The sequence below is a fragment of the Curtobacterium sp. HSID17257 genome (genome assembly GCF_003989515.1).
Lineage (GTDB): Bacteria > Actinomycetota > Actinomycetes > Actinomycetales > Microbacteriaceae > Curtobacterium.
Map to the genome: position 1 here is coordinate 1 of NZ_RBLU01000057.1, position 19,127 is coordinate 19,127.

The window sequence follows — 19,127 nt, forward strand, 5'->3', positions numbered from 1 at the left end:
TCTGGAGGCGCGGCTCGCCACCGCCTCGCTGCCCGCCTGGAGCGCGTGGTCGACCACGACCGCGCCGGCCCGGAGATCGTGCTTCGGCGCCTCGAACGCGGTGGCCGCGGCGAGCGCGAGCGAGTCCGCTCCGCCGCTCAGCGCGACGGTGACCAGGTCGCCCGGGTGCAGCAGTCCCTCGTCACGCGCCCGGGACAGCAGCGTGCGGACCGCCAGCCGGGTCGCGGCGACGGCCGGGTCCAACCGGGGACGCGGAGTGTTCACCCGGTAACGTTAGCCGCGCTTTCTTCCCGCACATGAGACCAGGAGCGCACCATGACCGCGTACGACGTCGTCGTCGAGATCCCCAAGGGCAGCCGCAACAAGTACGAGGTCGACCACGAGACCGGTCGCGTCTACCTCGACCGCGTGCTGTTCACCTCGTTCGTGTACCCGACCGACTACGGGTTCTTCGAGAAGACCCTGGCCGACGACGGCGACCCCGTGGACGCGCTGCTGCTGCTCGAGTTCCCGACGTTCCCGGGTGTCGGCGTGAAGGTCCGCCCGGTCGGCGTCTTCAAGATGAGCGACGAGGCCGGCAACGACGAGAAGGTCCTCGTCGTCCCCGCCAAGGACCCGCGCTGGGCACACATCCAGGACATCTCGGACGTGCCGGAGCAGACCAAGGCCGAGATCGCGCACTTCTTCGAGCGCTACAAGGACCTCGAGCCGAACAAGTGGGTCAAGGCTGAGGGCTGGGGCGACGCCGCCGAGGCCGAGCGCATCGTGCAGGCCGGCCAGGCCGCGTACGTGCCCGCCGGTCACTGACGCCCGCACACACGACGACGGCGCCCGCGCTCCCCTCGGGGAGTGCGGGCGCCGTCGTCCGTTCGGGGTCGGAGTCCCGGTCGCGGGCTGCGGGTCGCTCGTTGCGGGTCGCTCGGGCTAGACCGAACCGCTCGGGCGGCCGACGTACGGCAGGAGCTGGTTCGGCAGCCAGATACCGCGCTCGACCACTCCGACGCCGGGCCGGGCGGCCTCGACCATCGTGCCGTAGCTCGTGACGATGCTGTCGTGGTAGGCGCCGGAGACGCTGCCGTTCGACGAGTAGAAGAGGATGTCGCCGGGCTGCCGCTGCGACAGCGGGACGAGCCGCCCGACGGACTTGAAGTAGTTGTACTGCCAGACGACGTTGTGGCCGCCGGTCGCGATGCCCTGCGAGTTGTACGCCATCATCACCAGGCCGGAGCAGTCCCAGGTGTTCGGGCCCGCGCCGCCCAGGACGTACGCCTTGCCGAGCTGGTTCCGCGCGTACGCGATGGCACCGGCGGCCTTCGACGGGCTCGAGACCGGCTTGGGGGCAGGTGCCGGGGCTGGTGCGGGAGCCGGGGCCGGAGCAGGCGCGGGCGCCGGCGCAGGCGCAGGGGCAGGGGCAGGGCGTGACGGGGTCGTGCTCGGCTGCGTGGTGCTCGGTCGCGACGGGCTCGTGTTCGGCTGCGTCGTGCTGGGCTGGTTCGTGCTGGGCTGGTTCGTGCCGGGCTGGCTCGTGCTCGGGCGGGACGGCACGGACGTCGACGCGGGGTCGGTGCTGCCGGCGGACGCGGTGTCCCGGGAGGCGGCGGCGGTCCGGGCGGCGAGCTGCTGTTCGGCGCGTGCCGCCTGCTGCTCGTTCCAGTAGGCCGTCTCGGTCGCCTTGCTCGTGCCCTTGAGGAACGCCAGCTGGTCGAGCACCTCGGACTGCTTGTCCTGCTGCTGCTGCACGCTGGCCCGGGCCGAGGCCGAGGCGTCGTTGGCCTCGTCGAGCGCCCGCTCGGACTTCGACGTCGCCGCGGCGAGGGCCTTCGTCGCCGCCGACTGCTGTGCGGCGATCGACTCGACGGTGTTCTGGTCGGTCTGCGCCTGGGCGAGCACCCGGGCCGACCGCTCGGAGAGGTGCGAGACCGTCCCCACGCGGTAGAGCAGGTCCTTCGCGTCCGAGGCGTCGACGAGCATCGAGGTCGACAGGTCGCCGCCACCGGTGCGGGAGAGCTCCACGACGAGCCCCGCGACCTGGGCCGCCGACTCGTCCGCCCGCTGCTCGGCACGCTTCGCCTGTGCCGTCAGGTCGTCGAGGGACGCCTGCGCCTCCTGCTGCTGCGACACCGCCATCGCGTAGTCCTGCGCCGCCTGGAGCTCCGAGACCTCGGCGCTGTCCGCGGCGTCCTGCAGCGTCTGCAGTCGAGCGCTCAGCTCGTCCACGGTCGACTGGGCCTGAGCCGTGTCGGCCTTCGCCTGGCGCACGTCGTCCCAGCTCGGGGCGGACGGGGCTGCCTGCGCGGGACCGGCGACGACGACCGACAGGCCGATGCCGAGGACGGCGACGACCGCGGTGCAGCCGGACAGGGTGCGGGAGGAGGGCTTCATGTCTGGCTCAGGGCCTCTCGACGGCGCTGTTGCTCATACCGAGATCCCCCGCGCTGCCATGAAGGGGACCGGGTCGACGGCGGAACCGTTCACCCGGGTCTCGAAGTGGAGGTGGCACCCCGTCGACCAGCCGGTGGAGCCGATCTTCGCGATCTGCTGCCCGGCCTCGACGTGCTGCCCGACGGAGACGAGGATGCCGCCGTCGACGATGTGCCCGTAGGCGGTGGAGATGCCGCCGCCGTTGTCCAGCACGACCTCGTTGCCGTAACCGCCGCCGTTCGCGGCGAACGTCACCGTGCCCGAGTGGGCGGCGTAGATCGGGGCGTAGCAGGCGGGCGCGAGGTCGACACCGGCGTGCAGTGCCCGGTTGTGCGTGTACGGGTCGACGCGGTAGCCGTAGGGGCTCGTCTGGTACCCGCCGGCGGGACGGACCCAGCCGGAGGAGTTCGGCGCGCCGCCGCCCGTGCCGCCCTGGCTCGTCGCCCCGGCCTGCGCTGCTGCCTGCGCCGCCGCAGCTGCACGGGCGGCCTCCTGCGCCTTCGCCTCTGCGACGCCCTTGTCGTACGCCGCCTCGACGTCCTGCGCGTTCGTGGTCAGCAGGGTGAGCTGGGCCTCGAGCCGGGACTGGTTGTCCGCCTGCGCGTCGACGGCGGTCTGCGCGCGGTCGGCGGCGTCCTGGGCGGCCTGCATCTTCGCCTGGGCCGCGTCGGCGAGGGCGCCGAGGGCCTCCTTGGCCTGCTCGGACCGGTCCGCGAGGCCCTGCGCGACCCCGCGGTCCTGCGAGGCCTGCGAGTAGATGCCGTCGGCCTGCTCGGTGAGCTTCGACATCGCCCCGAGCTCGTAGAGCAGGTCGCCGGAGTCGGACGGGTGCGTGAGGATGTCGGTCGTCACGTCGTTCGCGCTGGCGCGACCGAGCTGCGCGGCGAGCTGCCCGGCCTGCTCCTCGGAGCGCTTCGCGGTGCGGTCTGCTTCGTCCGCCTGCTGCTGCAGCGTCTGCTGCTCGAGGGTCGCGGCGTCGTACTTCGTCTGCGCCGTCTGGTACGCCGTGCCGGCCGCCTCGGACTCCTGCTGCGCGGCCGATGCCTTCGCGGTCAGGTCCTGGAGGAGCGCCTTGATCTCGGTGACCTTGGCCTGCTGGGCGTCCTTCGATGCCTTCGCCTGCTCGACGTCCGACCAGCTGGGGTAGCTCGTGGCCGAGGCCGCGGCGACCGGGCCTACCGCGGCGAGGGCGCCGGCGGAGAGCACGACGGCGACCGCGGCGGCGAGGACGCGGCGGCGGGAGCTGGGGATGCGGTGGGGTGCAGGCGACATGGTCTCGATCTCGTAACGGTGCGGCGAGGCTCGGACACGCCACACTGTCAACAGACGCAACAGTAACAACACGGGTCACGGCAGGGACACCCCCGAGCGAGGGTCCAGGCCGCCCATGATGGTTGCACCGGACCCCCGCCCGAGCAGCATCGGCAGGGCGCGACACGCCGGGGATGCACGCTCGGGGGCGTTCGATTTGTGCATCACGCGGACCGTCCGTATGCTTGACTCCCGGTAGCGCACGGCGCAGCTTGCGGCCCTATCGTTTAGTGGCCTAGGACACCGCCCTTTCACGGCGGCAGCACGGGTTCGAATCCCGTTGGGGTCACTCCACGTGAGTGAGCAAGCAGCTGAGCAACACCACACAACAAAACACATGGCCCTGTAGCGCAGTTGGTTAGCGTGCCGCCCTGTCACGGCGGAGGTCGCGGGTTCAAGTCCCGTCAGGGTCGCCACGGCTGGATAGCTCAGTTGGTAGAGCGTTCGACTGAAAATCGAAAGGTCCACGGATCGATGCCGTGTCCAGCCACGGTGAAGAGCCCCTCACGAGAGTGAGGGGCTCTTTTGCGTTCCCGGGGGTGCGCTCGTCGCTCGTCGCTCGTCGCACTTCGGTGGCTCGACCTGCTCGCGCACAACCGGGAGCACGTCGCGCCACGGACTTCCCTGGCGCGACGTGCTTCCCGTTGTGCTGACCGCGAGCCGCCGGCGCTTCGCGGCCTCAGGCCTCGCGGGTCTTCGGGCTGCTGTCGTTCGTCTTCGCCGGGTCGCGCTCGACGACCGACCCGAGGGCGTCGTCGATGCGGGACATCAGCTCGGCAGGGATCTGCACCCCGGCCGCGCCGGCGTTGTCGTGCACCTGCTCCGGACGCGAGGCGCCGATGATCGCCGACGCCACGTTCTCGTTCTGCAGCACCCAGGCCACCGCGAGCTGCGCCATCGACAGGCTGAGCTCGTCCGCGATCGGCTTGAGGTCCTGCACCGCCGACAGCGTCTCGTCGTTCATGAACCGCTCGATCATCTTCGCGCCGCCCTTGTCGTCGGTGGCACGCGAACCCTCGGGCAGCGGCTGACCGGGCTGGTACTTGCCGGTCAGGACCCCCTGGGCGATCGGCGACCAGACGATCTGCGAGATCCCGAGCTCCTTCGACGCGGGGACGACTTCGCCCTCGATGACCCGCCAGAGCGCCGAGTACTGCGGCTGGTTCGAGATGAGCTGGAACCCGAGGTCCTTCGCCAGTGCCGCGCCGGCCCGGAGCTGGTCCGCAGTCCACTCCGAGACGCCGACGTACAGGACCTTGCCCTGCCGAACGACGTCGGCGAAGGCCTGCATCGTCTCCTCGAGCGGGGTCTCGTGGTCGAAGCGGTGTGCCTGGTAGAGGTCGACGTAGTCGGTCTGCAGCCGCTCGAGCGAGCCGTCGATCGACTCGAGGATGTGCTTCCGGCTCAACCCGGTGTCGTTGTGCCCCTTCGGGCCGGTGGGACCGAAGACCTTCGTGGCGATCTCGAGCGACTGGCGACGCTCCCCCTTGAGTGCTTCGCCGAGGACGGTCTCGGCGCCGGTGTTCGCGTAGACGTCGGCGGTGTCGAACGTCGAGATGCCGACGTCGAGCGCGGCCCGGACGCAGGCGATCGCCGCGTCGTTCTCGACCTGGGATGCGTGGGTGAGCCAGTTGCCGTAGGTGATCTCGGAGACCTTGAGGCCCGAGTTGCCGAGGTAGCGGTACTCCATGTGCGTGTCACTCCTGTCGTGGAGCGCATCGGTGCGCCCCGACTCGTGACGGTAGTCCGCAGCGGCCCGACGGCTTCCACTCTTCGCCGATGGGCCAGTACGGTGATGTATCAGTAGCAGACCGCGCAAGACGAAACCCCGGCGATGTGGCCGAAGCCAGTGATCGTTCCGGGGTCTTCGTCACCGAGTCTACAAGGAAGCCGATGCCTCGCCAAGATCTCCCGGCGCTCCTGACGTCAGAGCGACTGCGGTCGTACACGCTGCGGTGCCCGGACGTCGCGAGCGCGCTCCACCTCTACGAGTGGAACATGCATGCCGCGGCAGCAGTCCTGGAGCTGACCGGCATCGTCGAGGTCGTCGCACGCAACGCCCTGGACGAGGAGCTCCGAGCCTGGGCAGCCCGACGCGGCGCCACGACGTGGTTCGACGCCGTGCCGCTCGATCAGCAGGGACGACTCGACCTGGCGAAGGCCCGAGCACGCGCAACCCGGAACGGACGACGGCCCGAAGTGCATGGACGCGTCGTCGCGGAACTGTCCTTCGGTTTCTGGCGGTACCTGGTCGAGACGCGCTACCTCACCGCCCTGTGGACCCCAGCGCTGCACCGCGCCTTCCCGCGAGGGCCGGCGGACGTCCTGACACGCCAGCGGCAGGTCCGCACTCGCATGCAGCAGCTGCACTTCGTCCGGAACCGCGCCGCCCACCATGAGCCGATCCACCAGCGGGACCTCCGCCGTGACCTCGACGACGCACTCGACCTGCTCGGCTGGATGCACCCCGCAGCCGCCGAGTGGGCGGCGGACGTGACGTCGCTCGGCGCAGTCCTGGACGCCCGACCCAGCGGCTGAGGGGCAGGATCGCAGGGGCGCGGTGCACAGCGGCACCGCCGGGAGCGAAGGAGCATCCATGTCGGGACCGAGCGTGCTGTTCATCGGCGGCAGCGGCATCATCAGCGCCGCGTGCGTCCGCGAAGCCGTCGAGCAGGGGTTCGACGTCACCGTGCTCAACCGGGGCGCGACGGACAAGCGGCCGATCCCGGATGCCGTGACGCGCCTCCAGGCCGACGTGTCGGACCGCACCGCGCTGGAAGCCGCGATCGGCGACCAGCACTGGGACGTCGTCATCGACTTCGTGGCGTTCACGCCCGACCAGGTGCAACGGGACATCGAGGTGTTCACCGGTCGGACGAACCAGTACGTCTTCATCTCGTCGGCCTCGGCGTACCAGACGCCCGCGACGCACCTGCCGATCACCGAGTCGACGCCGCTGAAGAACCCCTTCTGGCAGTACTCGCGCGACAAGATCGCGTGCGAGGACCTGCTCGTGAAGGCGTACCGCGAGGACGACTTCCCGATGACGATCATCCGGCCGTCGCACACCTACGACGAGACGCTCGTGCCGTTCTCCGGCGGATGGACGGTGCTCGGGCGGATGCGCGCGGGGAAGCCGGTCGTGGTGTGCGGGGACGGCAGCTCGCTGTGGACGATCACGCACGCGCGGGACTTCGCGGTCGGTTTCGTGGGGCTGCTCGACCGGGCCGAGGCCATCGGCGAGGCCTTCCACATCACGGGCGACGAGGCGCCGACCTGGGACCGCATCGCGCACGAGCTCGCGGTGGCTGCGGGGGTCGACGACCTGCAGATCGTGCACGTGCCGAGCGATGCGATCGACGCGCTCGACGCCGACTGGGGTGCGAGCCTGCTCGGGGACAAGGCGAACACCTCGGTGTTCGACAACACGAAGGTGCAGACGCTCGTGCCGGAGTTCGCGCAGACGACGTCGATCCGGCAGGGCGCGCGGGAGATCGTCGCGTGGTTCGACGCCGACCCGTCGCGCCAGGTGACGGACGAGCGGCTCGACGGGCTGATGGACCAGCTCGTGGAGCGGTGGCAGGTGCGTTGACGCGGAGCGCAACGGACGGGAGGCGCGTGGCGGGCCCGCCACGCGCCTCCCGTCCGACAGGTGGTCGCGTCTAGCGCGCGGCCAGCACCTCGCCGAGGGTCCCGATCGCCAGGCGCACCTCGTCGTCGGTGACGACGAGCGGCGGCGCGAAGCGGATCGTCGACCCGTGCGTGTCCTTCACGAGCACACCCCGGTCGGCCAGGTCGTGCGCGATCTCCTTGCCGGTGCCGAGCGCGGGGTCGATGTCGATCCCCGCCCAGAGCCCGGCGACGCGGTGCGAGACCACTCCGTGTCCCACGAGCTCGTCGAGCAGCCCGCGGAGCAGCGGTTCACCGTCGAGCGCGCGCTGCTGGAAGGTGCCCTCGCCGAGCATCGCGACGACCTCGGACCCGACGGCGGCCGCGAGCGGGTTCCCGCCGAACGTCGACCCGTGCTCGCCCGGACGCAGGACACCGAGCACCTCGCGGGAGCCGACGACCGCGGAGACCGGGACGATCCCGCCGCCGAGGGCCTTGCCGAGCGTGACGAGGTCGGGGCGGACGTCGACGCGCTGGACGGCGAGGGTGTGCCCGGTCCGCCCGAGGCCGGACTGGATCTCGTCGGCGACGAACAGCGCGCCGAACTCGTCGCAGATCCCGCGCACGGCGGGCAGGTAGGACTCCGGCGGGATGACGACCCCGCCCTCGCCCTGGATCGGCTCGAGCAGGACGGCGACGACGGTCTCGTCCATCGCCTCCCGCAGGGCCGCGGCGTCACCGTACGGCACCGTCCGGAAGCCCGGTGTGTACGGCCCGAAGTCCTCGCGGGCGGAGGGGTCGTCCGAGAACGAGACGATCGTCGTGGTGCGGCCGTGGAAGTTCCCGGACGCGACGACGATCGTGGCCTGCCCGGCCGGCACGCCCTTGACCCGGTAGCCCCAGGCGCGGGAGACCTTGATCGCCGACTCGACGGCCTCGGCACCGGTGTTCATCGGGAGCACGAGTTCGGTGTCGGTCAGCGACGCCAGAGCGGCGGCGAACGGGCCGAGCCGGTCGTTGACGAACGCGCGGCTCGTCAGGGTCACCCGGTCGAGCTGGGCCCGGGCGGCGTCGAGCAGCCGGGGGTGGCCGTGGCCGAAGTTCACCGCGGAGTACGCGGCGAGTCCGTCCAGGTAGCGCTTGCCGTCGACGTCGGTCACCCACGCGCCCTGGCCGGACGCGATGACGACCGGCAGCGGGCTGTAGTTGTGAGCGAGGAAGCGGTCCTCGACGGCGAGCGCAGCGGCGGTGGCACCACCGAGTCCGGTGGCGTCGCCGGACGCGCCGGCACCCGTGTGGGTACCGGCTCCGGTCGCGGTGCTCACGGCTACCGCGCGACCGAGGTGCCGGTGCCGACGGGGTGCAGGTCGAGCGTGCAGCACTTCACGCCGCCGCCGCCGAGCAGGAGCTCGGACAGGTCGACGCCGATCGGGTTGTAGCCCTTCTCGCGCAGCTGCTCGGCGAACCGGACAGCGCGGGAGGCGATCACGACGTTGTAGCCGTCGGAGTACGAGTTGAGGCCGAGGATCGCGGCGTCCTCCTCGGTCGCGATGATCGCGTCCGGGAACCGCTCGCGCAGGATCGCCAGCGAGGCCTCGTCGAAGGCGCTCTCGAGGTAGGCGATGTTCGAACGGCCGGACGCGTCGGGCTCCGGGTCGAGCACGGCGATGGCGGTGTCGAGGTGGTAGAAGCTCGGGTTGATGAGCTTGAGGGTGACGACCTCGCGGCCGTAGATGCGGGCGAGTTCCTCGTGCGAGGTGCTGTCCGAGCGGAAACCGGTGCCGGCGAAGATGCTGTCGCCGATGAGCAGGAAGTCACCCTCGCCCTCGTTGGTCTCCTCGGGCTCGGCGACGGTCAGGCCGGCGCTGCGGAACCAGTCCATGTACGCGGGGCCCTCGGGCTGGCGCTCGGGGTACTGGAACTTCGCGCCGTACGCGACGCCGTCGAGCACGAAGCCGCCGTTGGCCGCGTAGACCATGTCCGGCAGGCCCTCGATCGGCTCGATGTACGAGATGTCGAAGCCGAGCTGCTCGTAGACGTCGACGAGCGACTGCCACTGCTCGACGGCCTTCGACGTGTCGGTCGGCTCCTCGGGGTGCATCCACGGGTTGATCCGGTAGCTGACCGTGTAGTGCGTCGGCTTGCACATCAGGATCGTGCGCTTCGTGGCGACACGGGCCGGTGCGGCCTGCGGTTCGGTTGCGGTGTTCGACATCAGTCCTCCTGGGACTTCTGGCCCGAGCCTGCCAGGAACCACCACGGGAGAGCTCCGACGAGACGCAGGCTCACTCGCCGGAGGCGGACCAGGTCGACGCCTGCCCAGAGTCTTGCACGAACGGTCCGGTCGGTGCAGTACCCCGTCCACGAGCGCGTGGCACCCGTTCGGGTGACGCACGATTCCTGCGTCGGACCCACCCGGCTCGCAAGAACCCCGCGTACGATTGACGAACATGGACACGCTCGACCACCGCATCCTGGACCAGCTCCGGGAGAACGCCCGAGCCGGCTACGGCGACATCGGGTCGGTGGTCGGACTCTCCGCGTCCGCCGTCAAGCGTCGGGTGGACCGTCTGGTCGCCGACGGGGTCATCCAGGGCTTCACGATCAAGGTCGACCCCGCGGTCGAGGACCGCGGCACCGAGGCCTGGGTCGAGCTGTACTGCCGCGGCACGGTCTCGCCCGACGAGCTCCGCACGCTGCTCGACACCGTGCCCGAGGTCGTCGACGCGGGCACGGTCACGGGCAGCGCCGACGCCGTGGTGCACATGCGGTCGCGGGACCTGCCGGCGCTCGAGCTGGCGCTCGACCGGGTGCGCCTGGCCCCGCAGGTGGACCACACCCGCAGCGCGATCGTCCTGTCCAAGCTGGTCAGCCGCGAATCCGCCTAACCCCCATCTCTTCCGCGAAACGCAACGTCGGCGACAGTGCGCAGCGGCACAGCGCTGCGAGGGAGCGCCCACGTTGCGTCTTGCGAGTGTTCCGCGCGTAGGGTCGCGGTGGTGGGGATCGGGATGACGGCCTGGAGGCGCGGCGCGGCCCCCGCACGTCGGCCGGCGGCCCGCCGCCTGGTCACCGCGGCCGCCGTCGCGTACGTCGCGAACTGCCTCTGGGGCACCGCCGTCGCGGTCCGGATCATCCGGACGAAGAAGCTCCGCGTCGTGCACCACGGCCTCTTCGTCGTCACCGCGACCCTGACCGGCGTCGCCGCGACCACCCCCGTCTGGACCCGCGACCGCTCGGCACTCTTCCTGCTGCCGGCCCTGGTGCCCCTCGCACTCGCTCCACGCACGAACCCCCGCTCGGGAGCACACTGGAGAGTCGCGGTCGCCGCCGCACCGTCCTACCTGGGGGCGCTGCTCGCACGGCGCTGACCACGACCACGAGACACGAGGGACGCACGTGGAGCTCTTCGAGGCCATCCGACGCCGACGCACGACCAACGGGGCGTTCCTGCCCGAACCGGTGTCCGAGGAACACCAGCGGCTGCTCATGGAGCTCGCCGGGCGGGCACCCTCGCAGCTGAACAGCCAGCCGTGGCGGTTCGTGATCGTCGAGGAGCGGGACACGATCGATCGCATCGCCGACATCAGCGGCCGGTCGATGACGAGGACGATGGCCGAGGGGTCGTTCTTCACGCGCTACCGGCCGTACTTCCGGTTCTCGCAGGCCGAGATGGACGAGCGGCGCGACGGGATGCTGTTCGACAAGCTCCCCGGGCCGCTCAAGCCCTTCACGAAGCAGGTGTTCACGAAGCGCGGGCAGCTGCTCATGAACACGCTCCGGGTGCCACAGACCCTCGGCGAGGAGAACCGGAAGCTCGTCGCCGGGTCGCCACTCCTGCTCGGGGTGATGCTCGACCGCGACGAGTACCGGAAGGAGGCGCGCAACGCCTTCTACTCCGTGTTCAGCATGGGCGCGGCGATGGAGAACGTCTGGCTCGCCACGACCGAGCTCGGCCTGGGGATCCAGTTCGTGTCCTTCCCGATGGAGATCGAGGAGGCCTGGGCCGAGGTCGAGCAGCTCCTCGCGGTGCCGCCGGAACTCGAGCTGATGGCCGTGTACCGGATCGGGTACCTGCCGCCGGAGCGTCGTCGTCCGGCCATCGACTGGGTGTCGAACGAGCGGAAGCGCCCGTCGCAGTACGTGTTCCGCGGGACCTGCGACACCCCGCAGCAGGGGTGGGACGACGTGCCGGACGCTGCGCGCGCGACCGACGGGACCGTCTCGTGACCGCCGGACGGCCTGACGGGGGCGAGCGGAGCCTCCCGGCCGTCTCGCCGGAGGCGCCGCCCCTGCGCGGTGTGCCGTGGATCTCGCAGGACTGGCTCGACGTGGTGTTCGTGCACTGGCGCGTCGATGTGTCGGCCGTGGCACCGCTGCTGCCCGACGGGGCCTTCCCGGACACGATGGCGCTCGACGGGACGGACGACGGGGTCACCACGTGGGTGGGCCTCATCGGGTTCCGGTTCACGGACACGCGCTTCCCGCCGCTCGGTCGGCTCGGCCGAGCCGGCAGCGTCGGCGACTTCGTCGAGGTCAACGTGCGGGTCTACACGCGCGACGACCAGGGCCGGCGGGGTGTCGCGTTCCTGTCGCTCGACGCCGGGAAGCTGCTGCCGACGGTCGGCGCGCGGGTGGTGACGGGTCTGCCGTACTGGTGGGCGCACGCGGCGATCCGGAGGACCGACGACCGGGTCGGGTACGCGATGCGGCGGCACGGGACGCACCTGCGATCGACCTTCGACGTGCGCGTGGGAGACGTCGTCGAGGAGCCGACGCCGCTCGAGACGTTCCTGACGGCACGGTGGGGCATGCACGTGCGGCGGGTGGGTGCGACGCGGTACTGGCCGAACGAGCACGAGGCGTGGCCGTTGCACCGCGCGTCCCTCGTGTCGCTGCGGGACGACCTGGTGGCGGCTGCGGGGCTGCCCTTCGGGCTGTCCGGGCTGGAACCGGACTCGGTGCTGTACTCGCCGGGGGTGACCACGCGCTTCGCGCGAGGGCGCTGAGGTAGTGCTCGCATTCAGCATTGTATCGATGTACAACATTTCGACGCCGTCATCATTCGGAGACCCAGTCCGTCTCCGAAAGGAACGCCATGAACTTCCGTCCCATGGTCATCGGATCCGCAGTGGTCCTCTCGAGTTGCCTGGCCGTCGGCGCCAGCGCGAGCGCGTTCGCCGCTCCCGGTCAGCACACGTCGCCCGCAGCGTCCTCCCGCTCGACGACCGCGACCACGATCACCGATGTGCAGCAGGAGCAGCTCGGTCGCGACGCCAGCCAGTACGTGAAGGTGACCATCGCAGTCAGCGGTGACACCGTCGTCCGGCTCCTCGATCCGACCGGCGAGGTCGTCCGGGTCGAGGACGGCAGCCCCGCTTCGCCCGTCAGCTTCCTGGTGAAGCCGACCGGTGCGGACATCGCGCGGTACACGGTGGACACCGGGGAGGGCTCGACGCCCCGCGCGGTCGACCTCGACTTCCGGGGCATGCCCCTCTCGGCACCCGAGAACCTCATCTCGGAAACGGAGACCGACCGGATCTCCGCCGCGGTCGCCCGCGGCCAGCTGACCCACGAGGTCGAGTTCGAAGCGCTGCCGGGCGCCGAGGTGACGGTCGTCGTCAACGGCCGCTCGACGGTCGCGCGTGCGTCCGAGTACGGGGTCGCCACGGTCGTGGTGGAGTTCCGCAAGGGTGAGAACGAGGTGCGGGCGAAGCAGGTGCTCGGGGCGAAGCAGTCGATCGAGTCCGTCGAGTCCTGGACGTTCGGCGGCGGCGAGCAGCCCGGCGACGGCAACGAGGGCGGTGAGCGGCCCGGCGACGGCGACCAGGGCGGCGAGCGGCCCGGCGACGGCGACCAGGGCGGCGAGCACGTCGACCGCGGGTCGCTGCGCATCGACCAGGAACAGGGCGCCGAACTCACGCCGAAGGACGGCAAGGTCACCATCTCCGGCCGCGCCTCCGGCGGCTGGGTGACCGCGACCGACGACGAGCGCAACGTCCTCGCGACCACCAAGGTGGAGAACGGCCGCTGGTCCGTCGACGTACCGGCAGCGCCCGGACGACACTTCGCGATCATCAGCCTCTCCGCCACCGAGAACGGCACCCCCGTCGCCGACGACACGCTCAACTACACCGTCACCGGCGACGGCAGCGGCAGCGGTGGTGAGCAGCCCGGCGACGGTGGTGCCGTGCTGCCGGTGACGGACCTCACGGTCGACCAGTCAGGGACGGTCCACCTCGACTCGCACGGCTTCGCCACGTACACCGGCACCGCTCCGGGAGACTCGGTGCGCGTCCTCGTCAAGGGAAGCAGGCCGAGGAGTTCCCCGTCACCGACGGGCGCTTCACCGCGGACCTGTACCAGCGACCGGGCGCGTGCCGACTCACCTTCATGGCGAAGTCGCACGGCAACGTGTGGGACGTCGTGAAGACGATCAGCATCACCGTCGAGGGCTGACGCGGAAGCGGCCCGAGGAACCCCGCCGGTCGGTCGACCGGCGGGGTTCCGTCGTTCCGCGACGGAACGCTCCCTTCCGCAGCTGAGTAGCGTCCCTGACGTGACCGGTGGAACGCAGCAGCAGGACGTCCGACGTCGAGCGGGATGGCTCCCGCAGGACCAGAGCGGGCTCGAGGCCTGGCTCCGCGGGCGTCGCGAACGCCACCAGGAGCGCGACCCCGACCGGGCCCTGCACCCCGCGGTCTCGGCCCTCCGCGACCTCGTCGAGGGCGACCCCGTCCTGCGCATGCACGCACACCAGATGATCGAGCAGGTCCCCGCCGGTCGTGCGTACCAGGACCGGCACCTCGAGTCGTTCGCGGAACTGCTCGAACTCGTCGACGAGGTCATCACGACCGCGCCCGAGTACAGCGACGAGCAGATGGTGATGACCCCGCTCGACGGCGTGCTCGACTGGACGAAGGCCACCCCGGCGGGCTTCGCCTTCTACCGGGACCCGCGCGTGAACGACGCGCTCCGGACGATCCTGCAGGGGTGGTGCGACTTCCTGTCGAGCGACAAGTCCCTCGAGGTGCTCGTCGACGCGCCCTCCGGGTGGTGCAGCGACGCTGCTCGGCGGGCGGTCGGCATGGACCGGTTCGAGCACGACGCCGATGCCGAGCACTGGGGCTTCGGGTCGTGGAACGACTTCTTCACGCGGCGCTTCAAGGACGGTGAGCGGCCGGTGGCGTCTCCCGACGACGACGCCGTGGTGGTCAGCCCGTGCGAGGCCACCCCGTACCGGATCGCGAGCCGCGTCCACCGGCTCGACGAGTTCTGGGCGAAGGCCGAGCCGTACTCGGTCGAGGAGCTGCTCGCCGGCGACGAGACGGCCGACCTGTTCGTCGACGGCACCGTCTGGCAGGCCTTCCTCAGCGCGCTCGAGTACCACCGCTGGCACAGCCCGGTGGCCGGGACCGTCCTGCGTGCCTGGGTGGAGCCGGGCACCTACTACTCCGAGGCCTCCTCGCAGGGCGCCGATGCCGCCGAGCCGCAGCTGTCGCAGGGGTACCTGGCACACGTCGCCACCCGCGCGATCCTGCTCATCGACGCCGACGATCCGACGATCGGGACGATCGCGGTCGTGTTCGTCGGGATGTCCGACGTGTCGTCGTGCGTGATCGGCGAGGGGATCGAGGCCGGTACGCGGGTCGGCAAGGGCGACGAGCTCGGGTACTTCCAGTTCGGTGGATCGTCGGTGTGCGTGCTGTTCGGGCCGGACGTGGTCGAGTCGTTCTCGCTCGGGGCGCTCCCGCAGGCGCCGGAAGAGGAGCCGTCGGTGCTGCCCGTGCGGTCGCACCTAGCGACGGCGCGGCAGCGGTCCGTGGGCTGATCCCGCTGCGCGAGCCCGGCGGCAGCGCAGCGCCCGGGGGACACCGGCTGGACCGGCGTGCACACGGACCTGCGTACAACGGACAGCATGACGCGCGTGGCAGTGGTGACCGGTGGTTCGGCAGGACTCGGGCGGGCGACCGTCCGCGAACTCGCGGCCCGGGGGTGGGACGTCGCCGTCCTCGCCCGTGGACGTGACGGTGTCGACGCCGCGGTCGCCGACGTCGAGGCCGTCGGTCGCCGTGGGCTCGCGCTGATCGCCGACGTGGCCGACCGCCAGGCCGTCGAAGCCGCCGCCGACCGCACCGAGCAGGAGCTCGGGCCGATCGACCTCTGGGTGAACTGCGTGATGGTCGGGGTCTTCGGGCGCTTCACGGACACCGGGCCCGACGACTTCGAGCGCGCCGTCGACGTCAACTTCCTCGGCTTCGTGAACGGCACCCGCGCGGCGCTCGCGCGCATGGTCCCCCGTGACCGCGGGCACGTCATCCAGGTCGGCTCGGCGCTGGGCTTCCGGGGCATCCCCCTGCAGGCCGCCTACTGCAGCGCGAAGCACGCCATCGTCGGGTTCACCGAGTCGGTGGTGTCCGAGCTCACGGAGCAGGGCAGCAGGGTGGCCGTGAGCCGCGTCGACATGCCGGCACTCAACACCGTGCAGTTCAACTGGGTGAAGTCGCTGCTGCCGCACCACCCGCAGCCCGTCGCACCGATCTACCAGCCCGAGGTCGGCGCCCGGGCGATCGCCGTCACCGCCGAACGGCCGCGCCGTCGCACGTGGGTGGGCGAGTCGACCGTCTACACGATCCTGGGCAACCGGATCAGCGGCCGCTTCGCCGACTGGTACGCGGCGAAGACCCTGGTGAGCGGGCAGCAGGCCGAGCAGAAGGACGGGCAGTCGCTGCCGACGAACCTGCACGAGCCGGTCCCCGGCGACCACGGCGCGCACGGCGTCTTCGACGACTCGGCGCACGCCTGGTCGCCGCAGACCTGGTGGGTGGAGCACCGCCGGCTCGGCAACGGCATCATCGGCGCCGCCGTCGGTGTCGCGGGTGCGATCGCCCTGGCCGCGGGGAAGCGCCGGTGAGCCGCCGCACCCGCAGGGACCGTCGGCAGCGAGCTCGGTGGGTCGAGGGGCTCCGCGCCGCCATCGGTGTCGCCCACCTGCTCGCCTCGCGCGGGTCGACGGGCCGGGTCGCCGTGTTCGGTCGCGTGCTCGGTGTGCGTCAGCTCGTGCAGGCCGCGCTGCTCACCCGTGCGGCCGCACCGGAGGCACACGTCCTCGGTGCAGCGGTCGACGCCACGCACGGTGTCACGATGGTGCCCCTCATCGCCCTCGACCGGCAGACGCGCGGGTTCGCCGCTCGCCAGCTCGTGGTCGCGGTGGTGCTCACCGCGCTCGAGATCGGCCTCGTCGGCACGGAACGCGGACGCCCGCGCCGACGCTGACCGGGACGGACTACTCGACCTCGTCGATCGGGTGCTCCTCCTCGACACCCGTCTCGTCCATGCGGTCGCGCAGGTGGTCGGCCATCACGCCGGCACCCTCGTGACCGTGGTCGTGCTCGACCTGCTCGACCAGGCCGTGCAGCTTCTCGTCGTTGGTGGCCTCGGTCGCGCCGTCCATCACGGGGGCGGTCTGGACCTCGTCGTCGTTCGCTCGTGCGTTCATGCTCCGGACGCTACGCTCGCGTCCGGTCCCGTCCCTCAGAGCCGCAGTCGACTGAACGCCCGGGAGACGTCACCGTGCCGGTGCGCGACGACGGACACCGTCTGCTCCCGCAGGAAGTGCAGCATCTCGACGATGCCGGACTCCACCACGGGATCGTCGTGGATGGTCGTGTCGGTGCCGGCGCCCAGGGCCTCCTCGAGGGCCCGGGCGTCACCGCCGAGCAGCCGCACGCGCGACCCCGGGCCGCCGAAGGCGACGTTGCGCCGCGGCTCCGCCCCCTGCGCGAGCACCATGTCGATCGGGTCGAGTTCGGGCTCCGTCCCGTCCGACCAGCCGTCCTGCAGCAGGGTGCCCGCTGCCGCACGGCCGAGGAACGTGGCGTCGTCCTCGACGACCTGGTCGACCACGTCGAGGGGGGACCGGGCCCTCGAGAACAGCGGCAGGAGTTCGGCGGGCAGGGGTCGGGCGGTGCTGAGGAGCACGTGCGCGCGGGCTGCGGTCGCAGCGACGAGCACGCGGACGAGCTCGCCGGCCCCGACGCCGGAGGACTGCCGGACCACGACCGACTGCGGGCGGAAGCGGATGACGTTGCGCTCGACCACCAGGTCCGCCGTGTCGCGCGACCGGCCGTACAGCGACGCCCGGGCCGCGGCGTCGCTCTCGGCCCCGGCGCGGACGCGGTCGAACTCCTCGAAGGACAGTCCGGCCCGCGCGGCCTCGATCACCGCGGTGACCCGGTTGCCGAGTCCCTGCAGCTGGATGTTCCGGTGCGGCTGTCGTCGGGTCGGGTCCCAGCGGTCCGCACCGATCACGGCCAGCGGGCCGCCGCGGTGCACGGTCGGTCCCACCGCGGTCCCCCGCCACCCGCCGACGGGCTGGCGTCCGGGCCGGGCTCCGGTCGTCGGCCGGCCGACGACGAGCACGCCGGCGCGGGTTCGGTCGGACCAGGTCGCGACCTCGTCGGGGTCCAGTGTGTGGAGTGCCGCGACGGAGCCACCGTCGACGGAGTGCTGCAGTGCGATCGCCTCGTCGAGGGTCTCCACGCGCACGACGTCGAGCACGGGTGCCGGCACCGCGGAGCGCGACAGGTCGGCGGTGGCACGGACCCCGTCGCGCACGCCGGGCGACCAGAGCCGGCCGGTGTCGTCGAGCGCGACCGGTTCGACGAGCCAGGACTCCCCCGGACGCAGTTCGGTGAGTGCGGTCCGGACGGCGCCGGTCGGCTCGGCGACGAGCGGGCCGACCTGGGCGGTCGGGTCCGTCGGCCACGCGGTGCGCAGGCCCCGGACGGCGTCGGCGAGCTGCTCGCGGAAGCGCGGGCTCTCTCCCACGGAGCCGACGAGCACGAGCAGCGACACCGCCGACGCCGCCTGTCCGGCTCGGGCGAAGGCGGAGGTCACGACGTCCCGCACCGCCTGGTCGAGGTCGGCCGAGGGGGTGACGACCGCGGTGACGACCCCGGTGGTCTCCGCCACGAGGGGCAGGTCCGCGCGCCACCAGCGGTAGGAGCGGGCGGTGTCGGGGGTACCGGTGAGCACGACGCGGTCGACGGCGGGGTGCGCCACGAGGTCGCGGGAGAGGTCGCTGCCGTCGAGGTCGACGAGCTGGAGCAGGGAGTGCGGCACCCCGGCGTCCCAGAGCACGTCGGCGAAGACGGCCCCGGTGCGTCGGGCGGCGGTGGCGGGCTGGAGCACGACCCCGCTGCCCGCGGCGAGCGCGGTGAGCACGCCGTCGGCGGCGTCGAGGAGCGGTGCGTTCCACGACGGCACGACGACCGTCAGGCGCGGCGGCACCGGGACGGCGCCGGTGATGTCGTCCAGGTGCCGCGTCCGGTCGGCGGCGTGCGTGGCGGCGTCGACGGCCCGGCTGACCTCGCCGTCGGCCTCGCTCAGGGTGAGGCCGACCTCGGCGATCATCGTCTCGACGAGTGCGCCTCGGTGGGTCTCGAGCGCGTGGCCGATCAGGTCGAACAGCTCGGCGCGGTCCTCCGGGTCCTGCCGGCCCCAGTTGACGCCGGCCTGTGCGGTGCGGGCGACGAGTCGTTCGAGGTGTCCGCGGTCGGTGATGCGGGCGGCGCGGATGGTCCGGACGCCCCGCTGCGACTCCGGCACCCGCCCGAGCAGCTCGGCCGCCCAGGCGCGGTTGCCCGACGTCGAGGGGTCGGTGTCCGGGGTGTTCTCGGCAGCCGAACGCAGCACCGGGTCACCCGGCGGCCGGCGGCGGTCCTGCGTGCGACGGGTGGGCGGCGCGGGACGCACGAGGGCGGCCACGGCGTCGACGTGCTCGG

18 protein-coding genes, 3 tRNA genes and 1 pseudogene are annotated in these 19,127 nt (G+C 71.8%); 14 read left to right on the plus strand and 8 right to left on the minus strand.

What is annotated here, in order from left to right; genetic code table 11:
• Nucleotides 1-264, minus strand: a pseudogene (locus tag D8M35_RS10175) (ATP-binding protein); the annotation flags it as partial.
• Between the two features lie 51 nt (nucleotides 265-315).
• On the opposite strand from D8M35_RS10175, the gene D8M35_RS10180 reads away from it, so the two are divergent.
• On the plus strand, nucleotides 316-807 hold the full coding sequence (locus D8M35_RS10180; protein ID WP_126891758.1) for an inorganic diphosphatase: 492 nt from the start codon (nucleotides 316-318) through the stop codon (nucleotides 805-807).
• A 117-nt stretch (nucleotides 808-924) separates the two neighbouring features.
• On the opposite strand, the gene D8M35_RS10185 is transcribed toward D8M35_RS10180, so the two are convergent.
• Together D8M35_RS10185 and D8M35_RS10190 are read right to left on the minus strand one after the other, a co-directional pair.
• Nucleotides 925-2,382: an NlpC/P60 family protein gene (locus D8M35_RS10185; protein WP_126891759.1), complete on the minus strand. Its 1,458-nt coding sequence runs from the start codon at nucleotides 2,380-2,382 to the stop codon at nucleotides 925-927.
• A 33-nt stretch (nucleotides 2,383-2,415) separates the two neighbouring features.
• The gene (locus D8M35_RS10190; protein ID WP_126891760.1) at nucleotides 2,416-3,693 is read right to left on the minus strand and encodes a M23 family metallopeptidase; all 1,278 of its coding nucleotides are present in this window, start codon (nucleotides 3,691-3,693) and stop codon (nucleotides 2,416-2,418) included.
• A 255-nt stretch (nucleotides 3,694-3,948) separates the two neighbouring features.
• Here D8M35_RS10190 and D8M35_RS10195 point away from each other — a divergent pair.
• The 3 genes from D8M35_RS10195 to D8M35_RS10205 all read left to right on the plus strand — a co-directional run bounded on the left by D8M35_RS10195 (nucleotide 3,949) and on the right by D8M35_RS10205 (nucleotide 4,222).
• Nucleotides 3,949-4,021, plus strand: a tRNA-Glu gene (locus D8M35_RS10195).
• A 50-nt stretch (nucleotides 4,022-4,071) separates the two neighbouring features.
• Nucleotides 4,072-4,148: transfer RNA gene (locus D8M35_RS10200), tRNA-Asp, on the plus strand.
• A gap of 1 nt (nucleotide 4,149) precedes the next feature.
• Nucleotides 4,150-4,222, plus strand: a tRNA-Phe gene (locus D8M35_RS10205).
• Nucleotides 4,223-4,411: 189 nt separating this feature from the next.
• On the opposite strand, the gene D8M35_RS10210 is transcribed toward D8M35_RS10205, so the two are convergent.
• Entirely contained in the window at nucleotides 4,412-5,422 is a 1,011-nt protein-coding gene (locus tag D8M35_RS10210; RefSeq protein WP_126891761.1) for an aldo/keto reductase family protein, read from the minus strand.
• Nucleotides 5,423-5,625: 203 nt separating this feature from the next.
• On the opposite strand from D8M35_RS10210, the gene D8M35_RS10215 reads away from it, so the two are divergent.
• Entirely contained in the window at nucleotides 5,626-6,270 is a 645-nt protein-coding gene (locus D8M35_RS10215; RefSeq protein WP_126891762.1) for a hypothetical protein, read from the plus strand.
• A 58-nt stretch (nucleotides 6,271-6,328) separates the two neighbouring features.
• Complete coding sequence (locus tag D8M35_RS10220; RefSeq protein WP_126891763.1) at nucleotides 6,329-7,324, plus strand: SDR family oxidoreductase; 996 nt, start codon at nucleotides 6,329-6,331, stop codon at nucleotides 7,322-7,324.
• 70 nt (nucleotides 7,325-7,394) lie between these two features.
• Here D8M35_RS10220 and rocD read toward each other — a convergent pair whose 3' ends face one another.
• Together rocD and ddaH are read right to left on the minus strand one after the other, a co-directional pair.
• Complete coding sequence (rocD, locus tag D8M35_RS10225; protein ID WP_238638184.1) at nucleotides 7,395-8,666, minus strand: ornithine--oxo-acid transaminase; 1,272 nt, start codon at nucleotides 8,664-8,666, stop codon at nucleotides 7,395-7,397.
• A gap of 2 nt (nucleotides 8,667-8,668) precedes the next feature.
• Nucleotides 8,669-9,556, minus strand: a complete 888-nt coding sequence (gene ddaH / locus D8M35_RS10230; RefSeq protein WP_126891764.1) for a dimethylargininase — start codon at nucleotides 9,554-9,556, stop codon at nucleotides 8,669-8,671.
• 235 nt (nucleotides 9,557-9,791) lie between these two features.
• On the opposite strand from ddaH, the gene D8M35_RS10235 reads away from it, so the two are divergent.
• The 8 genes from D8M35_RS10235 to D8M35_RS10270 all read left to right on the plus strand — a co-directional run bounded on the left by D8M35_RS10235 (nucleotide 9,792) and on the right by D8M35_RS10270 (nucleotide 16,617).
• On the plus strand, nucleotides 9,792-10,229 hold the full coding sequence (locus tag D8M35_RS10235; RefSeq protein ID WP_058729711.1) for an Lrp/AsnC family transcriptional regulator: 438 nt from the start codon (nucleotides 9,792-9,794) through the stop codon (nucleotides 10,227-10,229).
• Nucleotides 10,230-10,340: 111 nt separating this feature from the next.
• The gene (locus D8M35_RS10240; RefSeq protein WP_126891765.1) at nucleotides 10,341-10,712 is read left to right on the plus strand and encodes a hypothetical protein; all 372 of its coding nucleotides are present in this window, start codon (nucleotides 10,341-10,343) and stop codon (nucleotides 10,710-10,712) included.
• 28 nt (nucleotides 10,713-10,740) lie between these two features.
• On the plus strand, nucleotides 10,741-11,571 hold the full coding sequence (locus tag D8M35_RS10245; protein WP_126891766.1) for a nitroreductase family protein: 831 nt from the start codon (nucleotides 10,741-10,743) through the stop codon (nucleotides 11,569-11,571).
• A complete protein-coding gene (locus D8M35_RS10250) occupies nucleotides 11,568-12,350 on the plus strand; it encodes a YqjF family protein (RefSeq protein WP_174234733.1) in 783 nt (260 codons plus the stop codon). The genes D8M35_RS10245 and D8M35_RS10250 overlap by 4 nt, the downstream gene beginning before the upstream one ends.
• An 89-nt stretch (nucleotides 12,351-12,439) precedes the next feature.
• Nucleotides 12,440-13,771: a hypothetical protein gene (locus tag D8M35_RS10255; protein WP_126891767.1), complete on the plus strand. Its 1,332-nt coding sequence runs from the start codon at nucleotides 12,440-12,442 to the stop codon at nucleotides 13,769-13,771.
• A gap of 129 nt (nucleotides 13,772-13,900) precedes the next feature.
• Nucleotides 13,901-15,172, plus strand: a complete 1,272-nt coding sequence (locus D8M35_RS10260; protein ID WP_126891768.1) for a phosphatidylserine decarboxylase family protein — start codon at nucleotides 13,901-13,903, stop codon at nucleotides 15,170-15,172.
• 87 nt (nucleotides 15,173-15,259) lie between these two features.
• Nucleotides 15,260-16,255, plus strand: coding sequence for an SDR family oxidoreductase (locus D8M35_RS10265; protein ID WP_126891769.1), 996 nt, complete (start codon nucleotides 15,260-15,262; stop codon nucleotides 16,253-16,255).
• Nucleotides 16,252-16,617 carry a hypothetical protein gene (locus D8M35_RS10270; RefSeq protein ID WP_126891770.1) on the plus strand — a complete coding sequence of 122 codons (366 nt, stop codon included), beginning with the start codon at nucleotides 16,252-16,254 and terminating at the stop codon, nucleotides 16,615-16,617. Before D8M35_RS10265 ends, D8M35_RS10270 begins: the two co-directional genes overlap by 4 nt.
• Before the next feature lie 10 nt (nucleotides 16,618-16,627).
• Here D8M35_RS10270 and D8M35_RS10275 read toward each other — a convergent pair whose 3' ends face one another.
• Nucleotides 16,628-16,840: a hypothetical protein gene (locus D8M35_RS10275; protein ID WP_126891771.1), complete on the minus strand. Its 213-nt coding sequence runs from the start codon at nucleotides 16,838-16,840 to the stop codon at nucleotides 16,628-16,630.
• Nucleotides 16,841-16,875: 35 nt separating this feature from the next.
• Nucleotides 16,876-19,127, minus strand: a 2,252-nt coding sequence (locus D8M35_RS10280; RefSeq protein WP_126891772.1) for an aldehyde dehydrogenase family protein, incomplete at its 5' end; no start/stop codon positions are given.

Coding starts and splice junctions, on each gene's coding strand:
- D8M35_RS10255 (WP_126891767.1), top strand. CDS start 12,440: ATGAACTTCCGTCCCATGGTCATCGGATCCGCAGTGGTCCTCTCGAGT.
- D8M35_RS10210 (WP_126891761.1), bottom strand. CDS start 5,422: ATGGAGTACCGCTACCTCGGCAACTCGGGCCTCAAGGTCTCCGAGATC.
- D8M35_RS10190 (WP_126891760.1), bottom strand. CDS start 3,693: ATGTCGCCTGCACCCCACCGCATCCCCAGCTCCCGCCGCCGCGTCCTC.
- ddaH (WP_126891764.1), bottom strand. CDS start 9,556: ATGTCGAACACCGCAACCGAACCGCAGGCCGCACCGGCCCGTGTCGCC.
- D8M35_RS10275 (WP_126891771.1), bottom strand. CDS start 16,840: ATGAACGCACGAGCGAACGACGACGAGGTCCAGACCGCCCCCGTGATG.
- D8M35_RS10185 (WP_126891759.1), bottom strand. CDS start 2,382: ATGAAGCCCTCCTCCCGCACCCTGTCCGGCTGCACCGCGGTCGTCGCC.
- D8M35_RS10220 (WP_126891763.1), top strand. CDS start 6,329: ATGTCGGGACCGAGCGTGCTGTTCATCGGCGGCAGCGGCATCATCAGC.
- D8M35_RS10215 (WP_126891762.1), top strand. CDS start 5,626: ATGCCTCGCCAAGATCTCCCGGCGCTCCTGACGTCAGAGCGACTGCGG.
- D8M35_RS10265 (WP_126891769.1), top strand. CDS start 15,260: ATGACGCGCGTGGCAGTGGTGACCGGTGGTTCGGCAGGACTCGGGCGG.
- D8M35_RS10235 (WP_058729711.1), top strand. CDS start 9,792: ATGGACACGCTCGACCACCGCATCCTGGACCAGCTCCGGGAGAACGCC.
- D8M35_RS10180 (WP_126891758.1), top strand. CDS start 316: ATGACCGCGTACGACGTCGTCGTCGAGATCCCCAAGGGCAGCCGCAAC.